Origin of the sequence: Pontibacter beigongshangensis, from assembly GCF_014332515.1 — a bacterium.
Classification (GTDB): Bacteria; Bacteroidota; Bacteroidia; order Cytophagales; family Hymenobacteraceae; genus Pontibacter; species Pontibacter beigongshangensis.
In genome coordinates this window covers 14,197-31,383 of record NZ_VFSD01000038.1, presented here as the reverse complement: position 1 = coordinate 31,383, position 17,187 = coordinate 14,197, and the positions used below count along the sequence as shown (strand labels likewise).

Below are 17,187 nucleotides of genomic sequence, written 5' to 3'. Positions count from 1 at the left end.
GCAGGGCCACCCCGGCCTCGCACTCCTGCCGGCGGGTGTTGTACTCCGAGGAGGCCAGTGAGTGCTTCACCTGCGTGTCGAGCAGCACGATGCGGTAGTCGCGCATGTCGGAGGGGTAGTACTCGTACTCCAGCGAGCGGCAGTCGAGCTTCACTACATGGCCGCTTTTGCCGAACATGCTGGCGAACTGGTCCATAATGCCGCACATAACGCCGGCATATTCGTGCTCCGCCCGCTGTGCCATCTGTGCCATTTCAAATTTATCGGCACCTAAATCAAAGATGTGGTTCAGGCCGAAGGCAAGGCCACACTCCACTGCCGCAGAGGAAGATAGCCCCGCTCCTATAGGAATGTTCCCGCCGAACACCAGGTCGAACCCTTTAACGTCGTATCCGGCCTTCTGAAACTGCGCCACCACACCCCGCAGGTAATTAGACCATATAATGCTACCGGGATGGACCTGATACAAGGAAAAAGTATCGCTCTCATTCAGGTCGAAGGAGTGCACGCGGCAGGCGTTCAATTTATTAGGTGCCATGGCAAAGTAAATCTCTTTATCGATGGCGGCCGGAAGCACATAACCTTCGTTATAGTCGGTATGCTCTCCAATCAGGTTCACACGGCCCGGAGAGCGCACCACAACCGGCTCCTGCTCAAACAGATCCACGAACTTCAGAATGATATCGTTCAGCATGTATTTGTAGTTTGAAATAGGTCAAAGTGGTATTTTATTCAATTGCTGATTTTCGCAGACCAACGCCATAAAAATCGCCAGGTTTATGGCTGGTGCTGCTCCGCCACTCCAAAATTGCTCGTTATGGAGCAGCAGCAGCAGAAACAGGCAGCGGAGGGCTTTTTTGATTAGATTAATTACTTCGCACCATTTTTCCAGAGCCTGGCAAGAGAGGCACTTAAGGTTCCAGGGCAGAAACTCCCGCAAAGAAGCTCGCCTGGCGACCGTAACTGCACACATGCTTTTTATAAGGCAGGGACCAGAAAGAGCATGGATACTTTCATACCTGTTGCGCTAAAATTACCGTCCTGTTTCAGCAAATATTTTATGATAAAACCAGTCTCTCCGCTGTTTTTTTCATTTCTACCTGATGCATATCGACTGTATGTACGAACCTACCATTTTGCTTCAGCCACTGATCAGGGTACTGCATCCAGGAATTCAGGCGGATTTCTACTTTTTGTAAATTACTGTAACACCGTATCTCACCACATCCATTACTCTAAAAAACACGACTTTGCGTTTTCCAAGCAAGAGGCTCTCCTAACTAATGTATGTTCCAAATGGTTTACATCACGCTATGCTGCCTTCTTCCAGGTATCACACTATGCTAAAGCCAGCAGCATGTCCAAAATTATTAATCCGGCTGCAGCTAAAAGGGGGGATAAACAATAATATAAGGGGGGGATTTGGGCAAACAACCGTCTTTTGCCATTCAAGGCAGCGCAAGCCAGCCGGGACCAGACAAAAAGCCCGATCTCGTGCAGCATAAACAACTAATGCTTTTCCAATTAAAACTTAGAAATTTAAAATTATACCCTACCAATTGGTTTATTTGCTATAAGTGTCCGTGCGCTATCCCCTGACAGCGCACTTTGGGTAAGTCAGCAATTGGTCTGTTTCATGCAAAAGAAGGGGCTGTCAGGGGACAGCCCCGGGGATAAAGGCGAACAAATGAATCAATAGTAGTATTAGAAATTATGGTACATAGACTATCCGGCAGCTTTACAAGCCTTAAACCTTTCTAAAAATCACATTGGAGGGGCATTAGCAGGATCGGGGAAACTGATCTGCTACAGCTAAAACAGCGTCTTACTTTTACTTAAAACTCAGAATTTAACCTCCAGCGGCGACGCCAGGCGTTTGGCAAAGTCAGCCAGGTAAGCATCCCAGTCCGCTTTTGAGGTAAACTGTCCGCTTTTCTTCCAGCCAAAGCCGGGGTAATAGGTTATGCTGTTATGCTTCGGCGTGGTGAGCACATACAGGTGGCTCTGGTCTCTTGTATGCACGCGGTGCTCTTTATACACCTGCACCACGGCTGGGTCCACTACCAGGCCGGTGCCAAGTTCCGAGTCGTCCATGGGTTCCCAGTAACGGAACCAGCCCTGCTCCTGGTCTGTCTTTACTTCCCCCTTCTGATCGTGCAGGGTAATGCCGATGGTAGCGTTTGGCAAGGGCTGGTTGCTCTGTAAGGTTACTTCGTAGCGGCTCAGGTTGCTGCCCAGGTCCAGGCTAATGCGCTTGGTCTCGGTAATGGTGCGGCCATTGGCCTGCCAGGGTGCATAGGTCAGCTCAAACACCGTACGGATCGGGCCTTCGGCAATGGATTTGTAAGAAACGAAGTTCTTAGACACATGCAGCCGATCATTCTCCCACACGCCAATGCCACCTATGCCCCGGCTGTCGCCCACATGGTAAGGGTCGTAGCCTTCTCCGGAATCGATATGATAAGCACCCGGTTTGTCTGCATGGTTCTGGTACCATTTGTTTATAATCGGATAATCCACCCGCTTCAGCCAGGCGTCTATGCCGCTGGTCAGGGTGCCGCCAGGTTCTTTGCGCTCCACCATCTGTTGCGCCACAGGTCCGTAGGTGCGAAAAGCCACCCGGTCATTCTCCCAGGTATAGTCGTCGGTGCGCTCCGGCACAAAGCGGGAGTAGGTGCTAAGCTTGCTTTCGGGGCGTTGCGCGGCAGCTTTTTCGAGAGCCCGAACAATGAAATCTTTCTTGCCGTTGGGCTCCATGTTGGTCTGGAACAGGATCTCGTCTATGGTACCGTCGGCATTGCTGTCCAGCGCCTGGCTCACGAGCACAGCATCTGTAGCGGCATCTTTTACCAGCAGGTTTTCGGCTCCGTACTTTTCTGCCAGCTTTCTCACCTTAGCGATGGGTATGCTCACCGTTTCGGTTTTCCGCTCAATACCCAGGTTGTTAGACACTGTAAATTTCTGGCTGTAAAGGTTCTGCTGGCAGGAGCTGAAGGTGGCAGCAAAGAGCAGTACCACTGCCCAGGCTGCTGCACGATTTATCTGATTTAAAGGCATGCTATAGTTATGTTGCTGGTCGTTATTTTTTCTGATAGACTCTTACATAGTCTACCTCATACTTTCTGGGGAAAACTGTTGCGGCAGGATCTCCGCCATTAGACCCGATTGCCAGGTTGAGCAGGATATAATGCGGCTGATGAAAAGGATTAAAGCCGTCAGGATTACGAGTCAGATTCAGGTCCACCTCGTTCAGCAGTTCATCGTCCAGGTAGAGCCTGATGTACTGTTCTGTCCAGTCCATTTTCCAGATGTGGAATTTTTCGGGCCACGCGGGGTCTTTCTCCAGGAAATGCGAGAGCGGAACCTTACGCTCATCCCAGGCAGCCCGCAGGTTTTGGTGTGCCCATGCGGCATTGGCCAGAATGGTGGGCTCGTGCTGCACCCGGTAAAACTCCATGATGTCGATCTCGCCATTGGCTGGCCACCCTTTCGATTCGCCCAGTGTCCAGATGGCCGGCCACATGCCCATAGCCGTATCTATCCTGGCGCTGACCTCTACAATGCCATATTGGAAAGCCTGTTTCTTTCTGGTGTTGATACTGGCAGAAGTGTAGGCGGCAAATGCTGTATTTTTTCTCCAATCCTGGCTCGATGGGTCATACATGGTATTCCTTACCTTTTCGCGCTTTCCTTCTATTACCAGCACACCATCCGTAACAGTGGCATTCTGTTGCTGATACCATTGCAGTTCGTGGTTGCGCACCAGGCCGTGCTCATAAGACCAGTTGGCGCTATCGGGCTTTCCGTCCTTATCAAATTCGTCGTGCCAAACCAGTTTATACCCTTCCGGAGCTACAGGAAGGGTGCTTTGATGGTCCCTAACTAATGGCCCTCTGCTGCAGGCCATTAAACCTGCTGAAATCAGCAATAGTATCCATTTTACTTTCATGGTTTATCCATTAATCTCAAAATTCCGGCTGGCAACCAACGCTTGTATTGGGTGTCAGGTCCAGGATATAGCATGGACAGGATTTCCTTAATTATTTCAATTAAAATGGCCCTCCCGGATGCTTATCTGCTGCTGCTGCTGCTGCTCCTTGCCAGCAGTGTTCTTTTACCGTAATTCCAGCGCATGATCGGCTGGGGCATCCTGTCCGTTCCATACTTTGGCGGCCGTCCAGGGAGCAGCGGGTTTTGCCCAGAACTCGTTTGTTTCGGGTAGACCGAGTGGTAAGAAAGCCGTGGCGCAGAGGTAGAGGCTGCCGGTGGTGATGTAGAACTCAGCCAGGTCGGCCTGCTGCCCGTAGAGCCCGATGTTCAGCCAGCCATCTTTGGTGTAGGTGCCGGGGGCCTCCAGCGTTTTCCGGATCACGGCTGTCAGGGCGCCTCTTACCTGCTCGGGCTTCAGGCTCTCCGGCAATTGTTGCCGCAGCGCCTGATCGGCCAGATGCTGGAAAGCCCCGGCTCTGTAAGCGATAGAGCGACCCAGCACCGGGAAAGAGCCATCGGCATTAATGAGCCGCTCCTGAATTTCGGCATAGCGCCTGGTTATTTTATCGAGCCTGGGCGTGTACCACTGAAAGGATTTATTCTTGCTGTTGACCACTTCCAGAATTGCAACCAGGTAAGGCTGAATAACATAGCTGTTGTAGTAGTCGAGGGCGAATTGCATGCCATCGGAGTACATGCCATCGCCCACATACCAGTGCTGCGTGAACTCGCGCAGGCCATATTCTATCCGGACGGCATCGTACTCGATGCCATATTTACAGAAGAAGGTTTCGATCATGCCGGTAAACAATATCCAGTTAGAATACACCGGCACAGTGGAGCGTGTGGTTCTGAAGGCGGTGATGACCTGCTCCTGCACCTGCGGCTCCAGGTTTTCCCATAACCAGGGGCAGCGAACCAGGCCCAGCGCCAGGAAAGAAGCGTCTACGAGCGGTTGCCCGCCGTTCCATTGCATATAATCTTTGGCCGATGGGTTTACCGCGTTGGCGACGGCTTTGAGTGCCCACTGCCGGTACTGGTTCCGGAGGGCTACTTCTGCTGCCGCTCCTCCTTCCAGGTTCAGCCAGGGCCCAATGCCGCTCATTACCCGCCCGAAAGCCTCCAGGTAGGCCACCCGCGTACGGGAACCCTTGTTATCAATTCTGTCCGACAGCACTACCGGCATATTCTGCTTCAGCTTGTCTTCTGCCAGGTTAGAAAGCACGGGCCTGGCTACCTTGTCGAGGTGGTTGAGCCAGAGTTGCCGGTCGTTTGAGGGCGTGGCACTTTTTTTCTTCTGTGCATATACCGTGCTGCCAAAGCAAAGCATCAGGCACATGAGCAGCAGGAGTTTACTTCCTTTTCTGGTTGTGGCAAAAAGTAGTTGTGTCATTCTTTTAGTTTTTGAACAGGTTCCTTCCGGTGCAGCATCTGGCGCCTGCTGTCGGTTTTTCCTGACTTGTTGGTAAAAATCCTTTTATTGAATAAAATATTAGTTAGGGGACAGGATCGAATTAGTCTATACCCCAAAAAAGGTCATTTGTGAATAATTACCTGATGTTCCACATAAAATAACTACAGCAGGAAAACGCCCCCGTTGAAGCCGATCTGGTTGAGAAAAGCAGCCTGTAGCTCTTACCTTCTATTCCTTTTAGCGAAAGAATAGAAAATCCTAAACAACCTGCTATTGCCACTTATCGCTAGCATAAAAGTACGAGCTACAAGCTCGCACTAGCGAAGAAGTATAATCGCTGGAAGGACAATTATGCTAATCAAAAAGTCCCTCCGGAGCCTTCTGCTTCTGTTGCTGCTGCACCTCACGAAACTATATCTTGATTCCGGATAACGCGCTGCTAACCCTCATTTCCCACTTAGTCTATCACAACAGTGGTAACTGATCGGGCAGGTAAAGTAACCCCACTGTTTATTTTTCGGGCTGGAAGTGCCCGCATATTGTCGTTTTCAGCAGCGGTGGTAACATAGCTCTGGTAGGTTTTCGGTTTCCTGGAGTTCTTAAGCTTTAGGTCCAAATGCTGCTCCTGCTGCAGGTAGTTGATCGCCACCAGCACTTTTTTCCCATTTTCATCTGCGTAAGCCGACACCATAACGCCCTGTGCTGCTTCCTCGGCACTTGCCTGATCGCTTCGGTTAATTTGCAGGCGGTGCATGCCGGGGCGTATAAAGTAACTGAAGTGCCCCAGCGCCCAAAGGTTTTTGGTGTCTGAGAAGCTTCCGTCGGTGTGGGTGGCATTTGGTTGCAAAGCGATCAGGTAGTAGCGCGTGTCAACATCTGCTCTGCCAGGCTCAAAGGCATTCCAGAACTGCCAGGCAGTTGCATTGCCAACGGTCAGGTCCTGGTGGATGAGCTTTGCCAGAAAAAGGCCGCAATCCATGGCGCTGCGTTTTGCTTTTGTTCCTTCCCGGAAACCGTCGGCCAACATAGAGTACTCCGACTGCCAGAATTTTATGTCCTGCTCCTGCACCACCTCCGCCACACGCTTACGAATGGCCACCATGCTGCTATCGCCCGAGTCGGTGAAATAGCTATGCCCGGCTATCAGTTTCGGAACACGGGGCAGGTTACCGATGTACAGCTTGCTTGTGTCGCTGAAGAACTGCTGCACCTGCTGCGAAGCACCACCGTCGGCCCCGTACAGGTAGGTAAGCATGGCGGCTTCCGTAACCAGAATATCAGCGGGCACTTGCTTTTGCTCCAGCGACTGGTTCAGGGCTGTTACCACTTTGTAGATTTCTTCGTTGCGCCAGGGGCTTCCCTCCTGTTTGGCCTCCCCAAACTTGCCGATCCAATCCCACTGCGGCTCATTTACAGGGCTGATATACCTGAAGGGCAATCCTTCAGCGTCGAAGTGCTTCAGCACCTCCGTCAGGAAATCGGCATAGGCTTCGTACTTGTCCTGTTTCAGGTTAGACTGATAGTCTTTGGTGGTTTTAAAGCCAAGGCCGTTCTGCGTGAACTGCACCGGCGGTGTATTAGAAAAAGCAATCAGGTTTTCCACGCCATGTTTCTTTGCCTGGTGCAGGAACCATTGGTAACCGGCCTGTTTGCTCCAGTCGTAGGTGCCGTCGGGGTTCAGGAAACATTCTACCCGGTGGTGCACACTTTTTATGCCGCTGCTGTCGCCCTGCACTGCCGTGCCGCCGCCAATATTGAAACGCCAGGCAGAAAGGCCGATCCCCTCCGGATTACCTTCCGCGTCTGCCTCTTTACTGAAAAGCATTTCCGCTATCCGTTCCTTTTTCTCCTGTGGCCAGTGCTTCCCGATGCCTTCTGCAAACCAGCAGCCCGCCGCTCCGAAATTATCGATGGTCTGCGCTTTTTGCGAAGCATCTATGGTAACCTCCAGCGCATTCTGGGGTTGCCCGTTTTGCTGCACACGGCAACCTACACTTACCGCTGCCAACAGGCAGAAGCGGAGGAGGATATTTCTGTTTGTTTTATGCATGTATAGCTTCGCCGAATTAAAAGATCAGAACTGTTAGAAAATGTGCTGTACTGACTTTTGCACATGTATTAAAAACTGATGTTACACAAAAGTTTACTACCTGTGAAAAGTCCCCCTTTGAAGGGGGTAAGGGGGATGATTACGGCACTATGAAAAAAATCTGGTTCTACAGCCAATACAGGAACAGTTCGTTCGCAGGTGTAAATCATCTCCCACCCCCCTTCTTTATCGAGGGCCCCTACCCCTAGCCGTCAGGCTAAGGGTGGTATCAGCCATGAAAACCTGCTCCGTACGCCCCTGTTGTGTGTTTTCACCAACAGGCATTTCTGCGGTTGCGGGCAACAGAGTAGGATAATTGCTTTCAGCAGGAAGATCGCAGTTTCTCCAAGACCTGAATTGCTGCTTATGCTCCAAGTGAGCTTTGCTTGCTGGTGAAAACACCCAGCAAGGGCAGGCAGGGCAGGTATTATGGGCAATGACGGAAATAGAATTCTCTTAGCCTGACAGCTATGGGCCCCTACCCCCAAGGGGACAAAATATGCACTGCGTAACATCAGTTAAAAAGACTGGCAACTTGAGACCAGACTCAAAAACCCCGAAGCCAGGCTCCCTTTTTTTCTCACTGAACATTTCCTGCATAAACCTCCTGTACTGCATTCCCTATTTTGCCTTCATCCGGATTATGGTGCAGGAGTAGGCGGGCAGATCCAGAGGCATGGTATCGGCCATAGTAAGGCTGGTCTGCACCGGCTTCAGCGTTTTATCTGTGGGGGTGCCCTGTAGGGTAGTTCTTGTTGCTTTTGCGCCGGCAACACCCAGGTTGTTCAGTTCCAGCGTGGAGTTAACCGCCATTGGCAGCAGGTTTACCAGCTTTACAATCACTTCTCTGCTTTTAGAATCGCGCACCACCGATACGCCTATGCGCTTGTTTACAGCCTCCTGGTTATCTGACAAGCTGATGGTGCTGGGCAGGTATTCATCGCCTGCATGCTGGCCAAATAATTTTTGCACCTCGTAGCCTACTGTTGGCTTCACTTCGGTATTATTGAAATAAATCAGGTCGGGGTTCCATTGGGTGCGGCCCTCTTTGGCAAGCAGTGGCGCATACGAGGTCATGCTTACCACGTCGCCGTTACGTTCTACGGCGGTCAGGTACAAGGCTTCGGCCAGGGCTGTTTCGAGGTTGTTTGGTCGGCCGGGTAAGTGCGCGGCATATTCGCCCAGGTACACTTTCGATTTGGTACGGTCATATTTGTCGTAGTAGTCCTGGTTGTGAATAAACCAGCCCGGGGTCTCGTAATAATGCTCATCCACCATCGGCACATCCAGTTTGGTGGCAAGGTCCCAGCCTTCTTCGTAATCGGTTCCTTCATGAAAGGGACCTACCGTGCCGATAACCGTTATTTCCGGGTGCTTCTCCTTCAGGGCATTATAGATCATGGTGAAGCGCTCTTCAAAAACATCTGTGATCAGGTCTTCATTTCCTACCCCGATATACTTCAGGTTGAAGGGGGCAGGATGGCCGGCTTCGGCACGTTTTTTCCCCCACTTCGTTTTCACGCTGCCGTTGGCGTACTCCACCAGGTCCAGGATATCCTGCACATAGGCATCCATCTCGCTCATCGGAATGCCGCCCTGCTGACCGCCGCCATGAGGACCGCTACCTGAGTTCTGGCACGGAACACCTGCTGCCACCACAGGCACCGGTTCTGCGCCTATATCGCTGCAAAACTGAAAGTATTCAAAATACCCCAAACCGGCTGTCTGGTGGTAGCCCCACAGGTTGCGCTGCGGCACGCGGGCCTCCAGCGGGCCAATCGTATTTTTCCAGTGGTAGATGTTGTCCAGGCCATCGCCATGCGCCACGCAGCCGCCCGGGAAACGCACAAAGCGCGGGTTAACGTCGGCAATAGTCTGAGCCAGGTCGGCACGCAGGCCATTCTTTCTGCCTTTAAAGGTTTTCTGCGGGAACAGCGAGATCATATCCAGCGCCAGGCGGCCTTGGCTGAGGGGCTGTAGTTCCAGTCGCGCATCAGCGGCAGTGGCAGAGGGTGTGAGCACAGCCGTTACCGTTTTCCAATTGCCAGAGGAGGCGTTTACCGTGGCTTGCGCCAGCACACCAGCTTTTTCGCTTACCAGCCGCACCTGCAGCTTGCCGCTTTTGCCTTGCAACTGTTTTGCGAAGAGCGACAAATTGTAACGCTCCCCTTTCTTTACAGCTATGCCATCGAAGCCGGCATTGGCGAGGCTGGCACCGGGCACTTTGGTATCGAGCACCGCGTAGTGCGGGTTGTTGGAGTGCACAGGAGCAGCAGTCTCTATTGTGAAAGTGGTATTTTCTCCGTTCAGGGACCAGGAGTGGGTGCTGTTCCAGTTCTTGTCCCGGCCTTCCTTATCGCTGAGGGCATACTCGAAGCCACGGTTCTGCACCAGTTCGGCGTATAATCCGCCATCGGCAGCGTAATTGATGTCTTCAAAGAATATGCCTATCAGCAGGTCGCTTATAGCCTTTGCTTTTTCAGGCTGCACGGTAATTTTGGCCTCCACCGGATTTAATCCGGCAAAACGTTGCGCATCCTGTTCCATACGCTCGTTGTAGAGGCTGTTTTTGTACTGCTTTACCTGATAGGTTTTCAGCAGCCTGTCCACATCGGCCCAGGCTACCCGGTGAACCTGGCCTGTGGCCTCACCTTCAGGCAGCCTTATGGTAAGGTTCGGATTCTGGTATTGTGCAGCAGGAACTTCTGTGGCGGGCGTGTAGGCTTTAAAGTCTTTGGTGGTAACACGGTAGTGTTTGCCTGCTGTATCGGTGTAGGTAATGCTGTAATGGGCAGCCTTGTTATCGTACTGCAGCACCGGCCGCAGAACATTAGCACCACCCGCTACACGCGGGTAGCTTTGCCGGCCCCAGTACACCAGGTCAGGAGAGGCAGCATGCGCAAAAAGCTGTTCCCGGTCGTTCAGGCTCCACACACTATGCCACACCCCATCGGGCCCACGCAGCACAAAGGGCGTATACATGCGTTTTTCGGCGCCCCATCTCCCGTAATCAGATTTCACGTAGCTGAACTCATTTCCGATGCTGTGCCACTTCTCACGGTCGAGGCTCCAGGCAAAGTGCAGCCCGTTCCGGCCCTCGTTTTTATGGGTGGCGTAAGAGAAAAGGTAGGCGGAATCCGGCTCATTTATCACCGCTGACGCAGATGATGTTTGCATCAGTGCGATCCAGGCAAGTACTGAAAAAACAATTAATTTTCTCATATTAAGAACGTATTGGTATAGCAGAGGCATAGCGTTAGCAAGCCGTACTGCTATAATTGGTTGGGCTATCGTGATTCTTTTATATACTCTTCAACTGCTTTATTAAATTCTTCTTCAGAGAAGTTAGAAGTGCTTTTCAATTCTTTAACCTTTGTATAATTCTGATTCAGGAAGTTCAGTAATTCAGCATTCTCCTTTGCAAAACTAAGGTTCTTCGGGAAATTGCTTCTCCATCTCCTAAATGATTCAGTCGTCTTTAGCTTCCTTCCTCGTGTTTCTATTAGCCCGCATGCTTTAGCTGACTCTATACTTTCAATTAATTCCTGATAGGTTATGATGGAATGATTCTCATAATCAACATAACCTATTAGATTCGCCAATGATACTCCTTCTTCACCTTTATCAAAGTGATAAACAGCTTGAATGAGCAACATATTAGTACTACTGAAACCCATTCTTCATTGATTATATAATTTGATAAAAAGCGACTTAACAAGTTCTTTATTAACCTTTGCTACTGCTGCTGCAGCCTAACGGTCTTAATCCCCTCGTGCGTTGGCCTGGACTGTTTTATGCTGCCATCGGCGTTAAACTCCATTTTGTCGATGCACACTTCACGGTTGTAACCAGCAGCCTGCCCCATGGTAATGCCCTTTGGGTAGTTGAACCGGTGGTAAACAATGTACCACTCATCTTTGCCCGGAATTTGTATTACCGAATGGTGGCCGGTGCCGTAAATGCCTGCCTCTTTGTCTTTTACAATAACCAGGTTCTCCTGAGGCAGCGTTATCTTCCCAAGTGGTGAATCAGACGTACCGTAGCGCACCTGGTAATTCTCGTCGCGGGTATCGTTCTCAGACCACATAAAGTAGTACTTTCCATTTCTGAAAAACACATGTGTGCCTTCGTTGTAGGATCTTACAGGCGTCATAACTTTGGTGGTGCCCGGTTTCAGCGAAACCATGTCCTCGTTCAACTCCGCCCCGGCCATATAGCCATTGCCCCAGTACAGGTAGCTTTTGCCGCTTTTCGGGTCGGTGAATACGTCCGGGTCAATCTGCTGGCCGCGCGTAACGCCCTCCGGAAACTTATCGAGCAGTGGTTTTCCTGAATCTACAAATGGCCCGGTCGGGTTGTCGGCTACTGCCACACCTATTTTTTGTGCTGCCGTGAAATAGTAAAAGTATTTGTACTGGCCGTTCACCTTCTTCTCGATAATGCAGGGAGCCCAGGCATTTCTGTCGGCCCAGCTTACATCCTTTGGCAGGTCCAGGATCACGCCTTCATCTTTCCAGTCGACTAAATTATCAGAAGAGAAGGTCTTGAAATACGTGCCTGACCAGCCGGTAAAGCCATCGCTGGTCGGGTAGATATAAAATTTACCAGTTTTCTCAGCGTAAATAATGTCCGGATCGGCATATAAGCCCTCCAGCACCGGATTGCCATATTCTTTTACTGCTACTTTGTAAGCTTGTGGGGTACTTCCTTTTAGGGCAGCCGAATAGGTTACCGGTCCGGCCGCAAAGTTCTGGGCTCCTTCTGGCAATAAGGTCAATCCCGGCAGGGTACTGAAGGCAGGATCGAAGGAAGTGAGACTGGTGCCTGGCTTAACCGGCAGGTACAGGTTTTTTGCTGCCGTGTCTAAGGCTATATTTATTTTTTTGATGGCTTCTGCTTTTGGGGCATGAAATGCCTCCGCTTCTGATCCCCACTTCTGCATTAAAGCTTCCGCTTCTGCAGCTGTAATGGGCAGCACCGTGCCGTGACGCGGATGGAAGTTCATGGAAATGTCCTGGTCTATCACCTCAAAGTTTTCCAGGTCTTTGGTTTTGGCAAACTGGTAGGTTCCTTTCATGTACACGTCGTACATCAGGATGTAACCATCGCCATTGTTAAGTTTAAAAACGCTTGAACCCTCTACGGCCTCCTTTGTTTGCTGCACAAATTTATCGCGCAGCACATATCCTTCTGTCAACTTATCAGACACGGCTACTTTTAAACCGGAACCGGCATCCTCTGTTTTAAAGAAGAGGTGGTATTTGCCGTCCTTAAAAATAATGTCGCCATCTATGCTGGCGCCCTTGCCCGGATTAAAGAAGAGTTGCTTTGGTTCTGTTTCCAGATCAGTGAAATCTTCGTTGGCATAGGCATAGTAAATAATGTCCGGGGCATCGCCGTGCTTCATAGACCAGTAGAGCATGTATTTGCCAACTTCAGGATCGTAGATGGTCTGCGGGGCCCACACCCGGAGCAGGTCTTCGTTGCCGGGAAATCTTTTCTGGATGTTCACGATGCTGGAAGTCCAGTTAATCAGGTCGGTGGACTTAAGCAGGACCATCGCCCTGTTAGAGCTCCAGCCATTGGCCGACACCATATCGGTCACCACCATGTAAAAGGTTTTGCCATCGGCCCCACGCAGAATATGCGGGTCGCGTACGCCCCCTGTGGAACTGATATCGGCTGAATTTATAACCGGTTTATTGCTGTTTAGCGCCCGGTAGTTATAGCCATCGGTGCTGATGGCAAACCGAATGGCCTCCTGCTCTTTGGAGTTGCCGGTGAAGTAGGTAAACAGATAGGCGCTATAGTTTTGTGTGGCAGTATTGCGGCTCTTGTTTGCGCCCACCTCGTTTGCCACACGCTGCGAACAGGCCGCAAACAACATGCACAGTACCATGAAACTAAAAATGTTATGCTTCTTCATCTAAGTAAATTATTCTGCTGTTTTTGGAGGTAATACCATCATCGTAAAAGAGGGTGCTACTGCTTGCGGAACCCTCTTTTGTTTTTTTGTTTGTGTTGTGATTAAACCCGCTAAATGGTTGCAGGCTGCTCCTGGTGCTGCTTTAGTTTGTAAGGGTTAAGGTAATTACACTGTTAACTTAACTTTTGATTGATGTTAAGTAGTGCATATTTTGTCCCCCTTTGAAGGGGGCTGGGGGATGATTTACTCCTGCGAACAAACTGTTTTCGTACAGACTGTAGAACCAGATTATATTTCATAGCCCGTGGGTCATCCCCCTTACCCCCTTCAAAGGGGGACTTTTCAACTATAATAGATTTCTGCTTACCATCAGTTTTTAAATAAGACAGCCTGCTTTTCTGGATGATAACTAGATTATAACACCTCCATTTTTAATCTCCCGCAGCACTAACAAAACACGTACAGGTCCTGTAGACACGGCGAGGCTTAAGCAGCAGCAGGAGAAAAGCCTCCGGAGGTCCATTTTTATTAGAATAATTCTGAACCGAGGTTGTTTATTGCACCAGCATTGTTTTGGTTACCTTGCCTTTGTTTGTTTTTAGACGGAGAATATACTGCGCTTTGGGCAGATGATCGAACTTTAGCACTTTTTCCCCATTGAACTTACCTTTAAACTCCGCCACCCGGCGCCCCTGCATGTCGGTTGCCAAAACATTTTTGCAGCTCATGCCTTCCGGTAACTGAACCGTTACTTCCGAGCGGGCCGGCCAGGGGTACACCGAAATACTTTTGGCCAGTGCGCTTTCTTTTATACCGGCTTCCACTGCTGCCTTCTCCACCATGCGGTGCATTTCGGAGGTGGCCAGCAAAAAGGCTCCAACGCCGAAGTTGGCCGTGGAGTTGGCATCTACCACCTGCCCCGGTATGGCTCTTTCGCCGATGGGCTGCACGTAGCCAACCCGGCCGTTTGGCTGCAGCGCGACAGTGGTCAGAAACTGGTAGCCCTTCAGTGCTGTTGGCAGGTACTCTTCTCTGTCCAGAAAGCCATTGTTGATGCCCCAGAGCAGCCCGTAGGTAAAGAAAGAAGTGCCGCTCGACTCCGGGCCGGGTGCGTGCTGCGGGTCGAGCATGCTGCGGGTCCAGTAGCCTTCGGGCTGTTGCGAGTTTTTAATGGCCTCTGCCATGCCTACATACTTTTCGATATACTCGTTGCGGTGCGGATCATCTATTGGCAGATCCTGCAGCACTTTGGCAAGTCCGGCAAATACCCAGCCATCGCCACGCGCCCAGAAGTCTTTTTTACCGTTTGCGCTTTTATGTTTGGGATACACGTATTTGGCATCGCGGTAGTAGAGTTTCTCCTCCTCGTCGTACATAATGGAGTTGGCAAACGCAAGGTACTCGTGCAGTTTCTCCAGATACTGCTTGTTGCCAGTTACGTTATAGAGTTTGGTCATCACAGGCATCACCATATAGAGGCCATCGGCCCACCACCAGTAGTCGTTGTTGGGGGTGCTCATCTGGTACTCCATTACCTCGCGGGCACGGGCAATCTTTTTCGGGTCCTTTACCTCGTCCAGGTTATACAGGTCGATGTAGGTCTGGAAAGCAATCTGGTAATCGCCGAACAGCACATACTCATCTGATTCGCCATACGAGTACTTCCAGTTCGACTTGTCGTCTGATTTGGCACCTTTCCATTCGTTATGCTCGGCCCAGGCCTCGGAGTAGTTCTTGTAGGCTTCGATGCCGGTAACCTTGTAGGCCTCCATATTGCCGGTGTGGTAGGCGGCATTGTCCCAGAAAGAACGGCCGTGGTTTGGGTTTGATGTCTGCCAGTAACTGTTAGCTTTTTTGATAACAGCTTCTACTTCTGCCGTGGAGGCAGGCATGGCCGGTGCACCTGACTGCGCTATGGCAGTAGTCGCAAGCGCGCCGCACAGGAATAAAAGAAGGGTGAAACAGGTAATCAAGTTCTTCTTCATACTGAATTATTATGGCCGTTTGGCTTTATTGCTTACTATATTGGCAACTATTGGCAACCGAAACTGCTGCATCAGCAAAGGTTGGATTGCTGGTTGTTAGTTGTTGATTGTTAAATTGTTTAATGGTTAAATTGTTAAATGGTTGATTCGGGAATGTGAAGATGGAGGATGAAAGTCCTGAATGAATGAGAGATTGAATAAATGAAAAATCAACTCTTAACTCATAACTTTTAACTCTTACCTAATCAAAGGTCTTCCATCTAAAAAGCTGGCTTCCACTCCACCACCTGTATGGGTTGGGGCGGCAGGTTGGCACGGCCTTCACCGTCTACCTGCTCCACCTGCTGCACAAACAGGTTCAGGACGCCTTTTTCCTTCCACAGTTCCGTGTCGTAGGTCGGTTCCCAGGAACCCAGCGACTCCTGTGTCAGGTCCATGATCGTCCAGGTTGCGTCTGCCAGTTTATCTATCACCACGGCCGATGCCTTGTTGCCTCTTTCCTCATCGCGGAAAAGCATGAGCACAGATGTTTTGTCGCCGGCATTTTTCACCAGCACCTGCGGCCTGGCAATCGGGATGCGCTTGGTACCCACGCCGCTCAGGCTGAATGGGGTGGTGCGAAAGTCTAAGGGCAGCGCCTGCCACTGGCTACCGGTGTGGTACACCAGGTGGTACTGCGGAACATCGGAGCCAGCCTCGCGCCAGTACGTGGCGATAAACGGGTTGCCTTTCTCGTCAGCTCCCATAGAGGTCTGGTTTATCAATTCACTGTTCTGCGGTATGGTCCAGGCTCTTTCGCCGCTCGCTTCCACAATCGGAACGGCGTATCTTTCCCCGGTAGATTTTGTCCAGGTTCTGCCGCCATCGGTGGAGCGGGCGTAGCTCAGGTCGTGGTTACTGGCAACATCAGGGCTCTCCCGCCACACCCACGACACATGGATGGTGCCTTGCCTGTCGATGTAGGCTTGCCAGTAGGCATTGCGCTTGCCTTCGCCGCTGATCAGGTTGGGGTGCAGCTGGGTCCATTTCTTTGTGCCGGTATCGTAGCTGTTGATGACCATGTTGCCCCGGCCGGAGCCACCATCGCGGTAAAAGAACATCAGGTTACCGTTCTGCAGCCGGTAAAACTCCGGGTAAGAAACAGCGCCTTCATTCTGGCCAGTCATGGGCATTTTGCTGGTTAGCTCCAGGGAGCCGGGGCTCACACTGCGGGCGTAGTTGAGCTTGTGGTTGTGGTGGTCCCAGGAAAGGTGCAGGTAACCATCGCCATCTACCATAATACTGATGGAGTTGTGCGCATCAGCGGCATTGCCTGTAAAACCGGTTTTCCGGATCTCCCAGTTTTCTGCGCCGCTTTTTCGCCTGGCCAGCACCACATGGCGGTCGGCATCGTACCAGGCGGCATACTGTATGCCCTGGTGCGTTACAAGCGAATTTTTACGGAACACCACCACATTAACTGAGTTATTGGCCCAGCCATCGGCCACCTGTATGGTTCTGGGCGCTTCTGCCTGTGCTTTAGCACCTGACCTCGTACTTTGGCAGCTGAACGCTCCCAGAAGCAGCATGCACATGGTGGCACCTGAAAATAATGTCTGGAGAATGTTATTTTTATACTTCATGTAAAGGCCTCTGAACTGATCAGGTGCATCAGAATTCGCTGCAAAAATCAGCATACTTAACTCAAACCAGTTCAATTTAACAAGATTTTTTACACTGGCACAGCTACAGCAGCAGCATCAGCAAATAAGGTGCAACCGGGAGGGCATTTTTCATTAGAATA

General features: G+C 50.8%; 10 protein-coding genes. All 10 read right to left on the bottom strand.

Annotated elements, in window-relative coordinates:
- Positions 1-694: galactokinase (locus FJM74_RS21620; protein WP_317175594.1), on the bottom strand; the 694-nt coding region annotated here is incomplete at its 3' end.
- Between the two features lie 1,148 nt (positions 695-1,842).
- The gene (locus tag FJM74_RS21615) at positions 1,843-3,057 is read right to left on the bottom strand and encodes a DUF4861 domain-containing protein (RefSeq protein ID WP_187264729.1); all 1,215 of its coding nucleotides are present in this window, start codon (positions 3,055-3,057) and stop codon (positions 1,843-1,845) included.
- Positions 3,058-3,079: 22 nt separating this feature from the next.
- Positions 3,080-3,949 carry a glycoside hydrolase family 16 protein gene (locus FJM74_RS21610; protein ID WP_187264728.1) on the bottom strand — a complete coding sequence of 290 codons (870 nt, stop codon included), beginning with the start codon at positions 3,947-3,949 and terminating at the stop codon, positions 3,080-3,082.
- A gap of 165 nt (positions 3,950-4,114) precedes the next feature.
- Entirely contained in the window at positions 4,115-5,383 is a 1,269-nt protein-coding gene (locus FJM74_RS21605) for a DUF2264 domain-containing protein (protein ID WP_206684084.1), read from the bottom strand.
- Positions 5,384-5,861: 478 nt separating this feature from the next.
- Positions 5,862-7,454, bottom strand: coding sequence for a glycoside hydrolase (locus tag FJM74_RS21600; RefSeq protein WP_187264727.1), 1,593 nt, complete (start codon positions 7,452-7,454; stop codon positions 5,862-5,864).
- Positions 7,455-8,114: 660 nt separating this feature from the next.
- A complete protein-coding gene (locus FJM74_RS21595) occupies positions 8,115-10,715 on the bottom strand; it encodes an alpha-L-arabinofuranosidase C-terminal domain-containing protein (protein WP_187264726.1) in 2,601 nt (866 codons plus the stop codon).
- A 65-nt stretch (positions 10,716-10,780) separates the two neighbouring features.
- Positions 10,781-11,149, bottom strand: coding sequence for a hypothetical protein (locus tag FJM74_RS21590; protein ID WP_187264725.1), 369 nt, complete (start codon positions 11,147-11,149; stop codon positions 10,781-10,783).
- Positions 11,150-11,229: 80 nt separating this feature from the next.
- Positions 11,230-13,419 (bottom strand): family 43 glycosylhydrolase, encoded by a 2,190-nt coding sequence (locus FJM74_RS21585; protein WP_241739291.1) that lies wholly within the window; start codon positions 13,417-13,419, stop codon positions 11,230-11,232.
- A gap of 554 nt (positions 13,420-13,973) precedes the next feature.
- A complete protein-coding gene (locus tag FJM74_RS21580; protein ID WP_187264724.1) occupies positions 13,974-15,404 on the bottom strand; it encodes a glycoside hydrolase family 88 protein in 1,431 nt (476 codons plus the stop codon).
- A 260-nt stretch (positions 15,405-15,664) separates the two neighbouring features.
- Positions 15,665-17,026, bottom strand: coding sequence for a BNR repeat-containing protein (locus tag FJM74_RS21575; RefSeq protein ID WP_206684083.1), 1,362 nt, complete (start codon positions 17,024-17,026; stop codon positions 15,665-15,667).
- Positions 17,027-17,187: the final 161 nt, after the last annotated feature.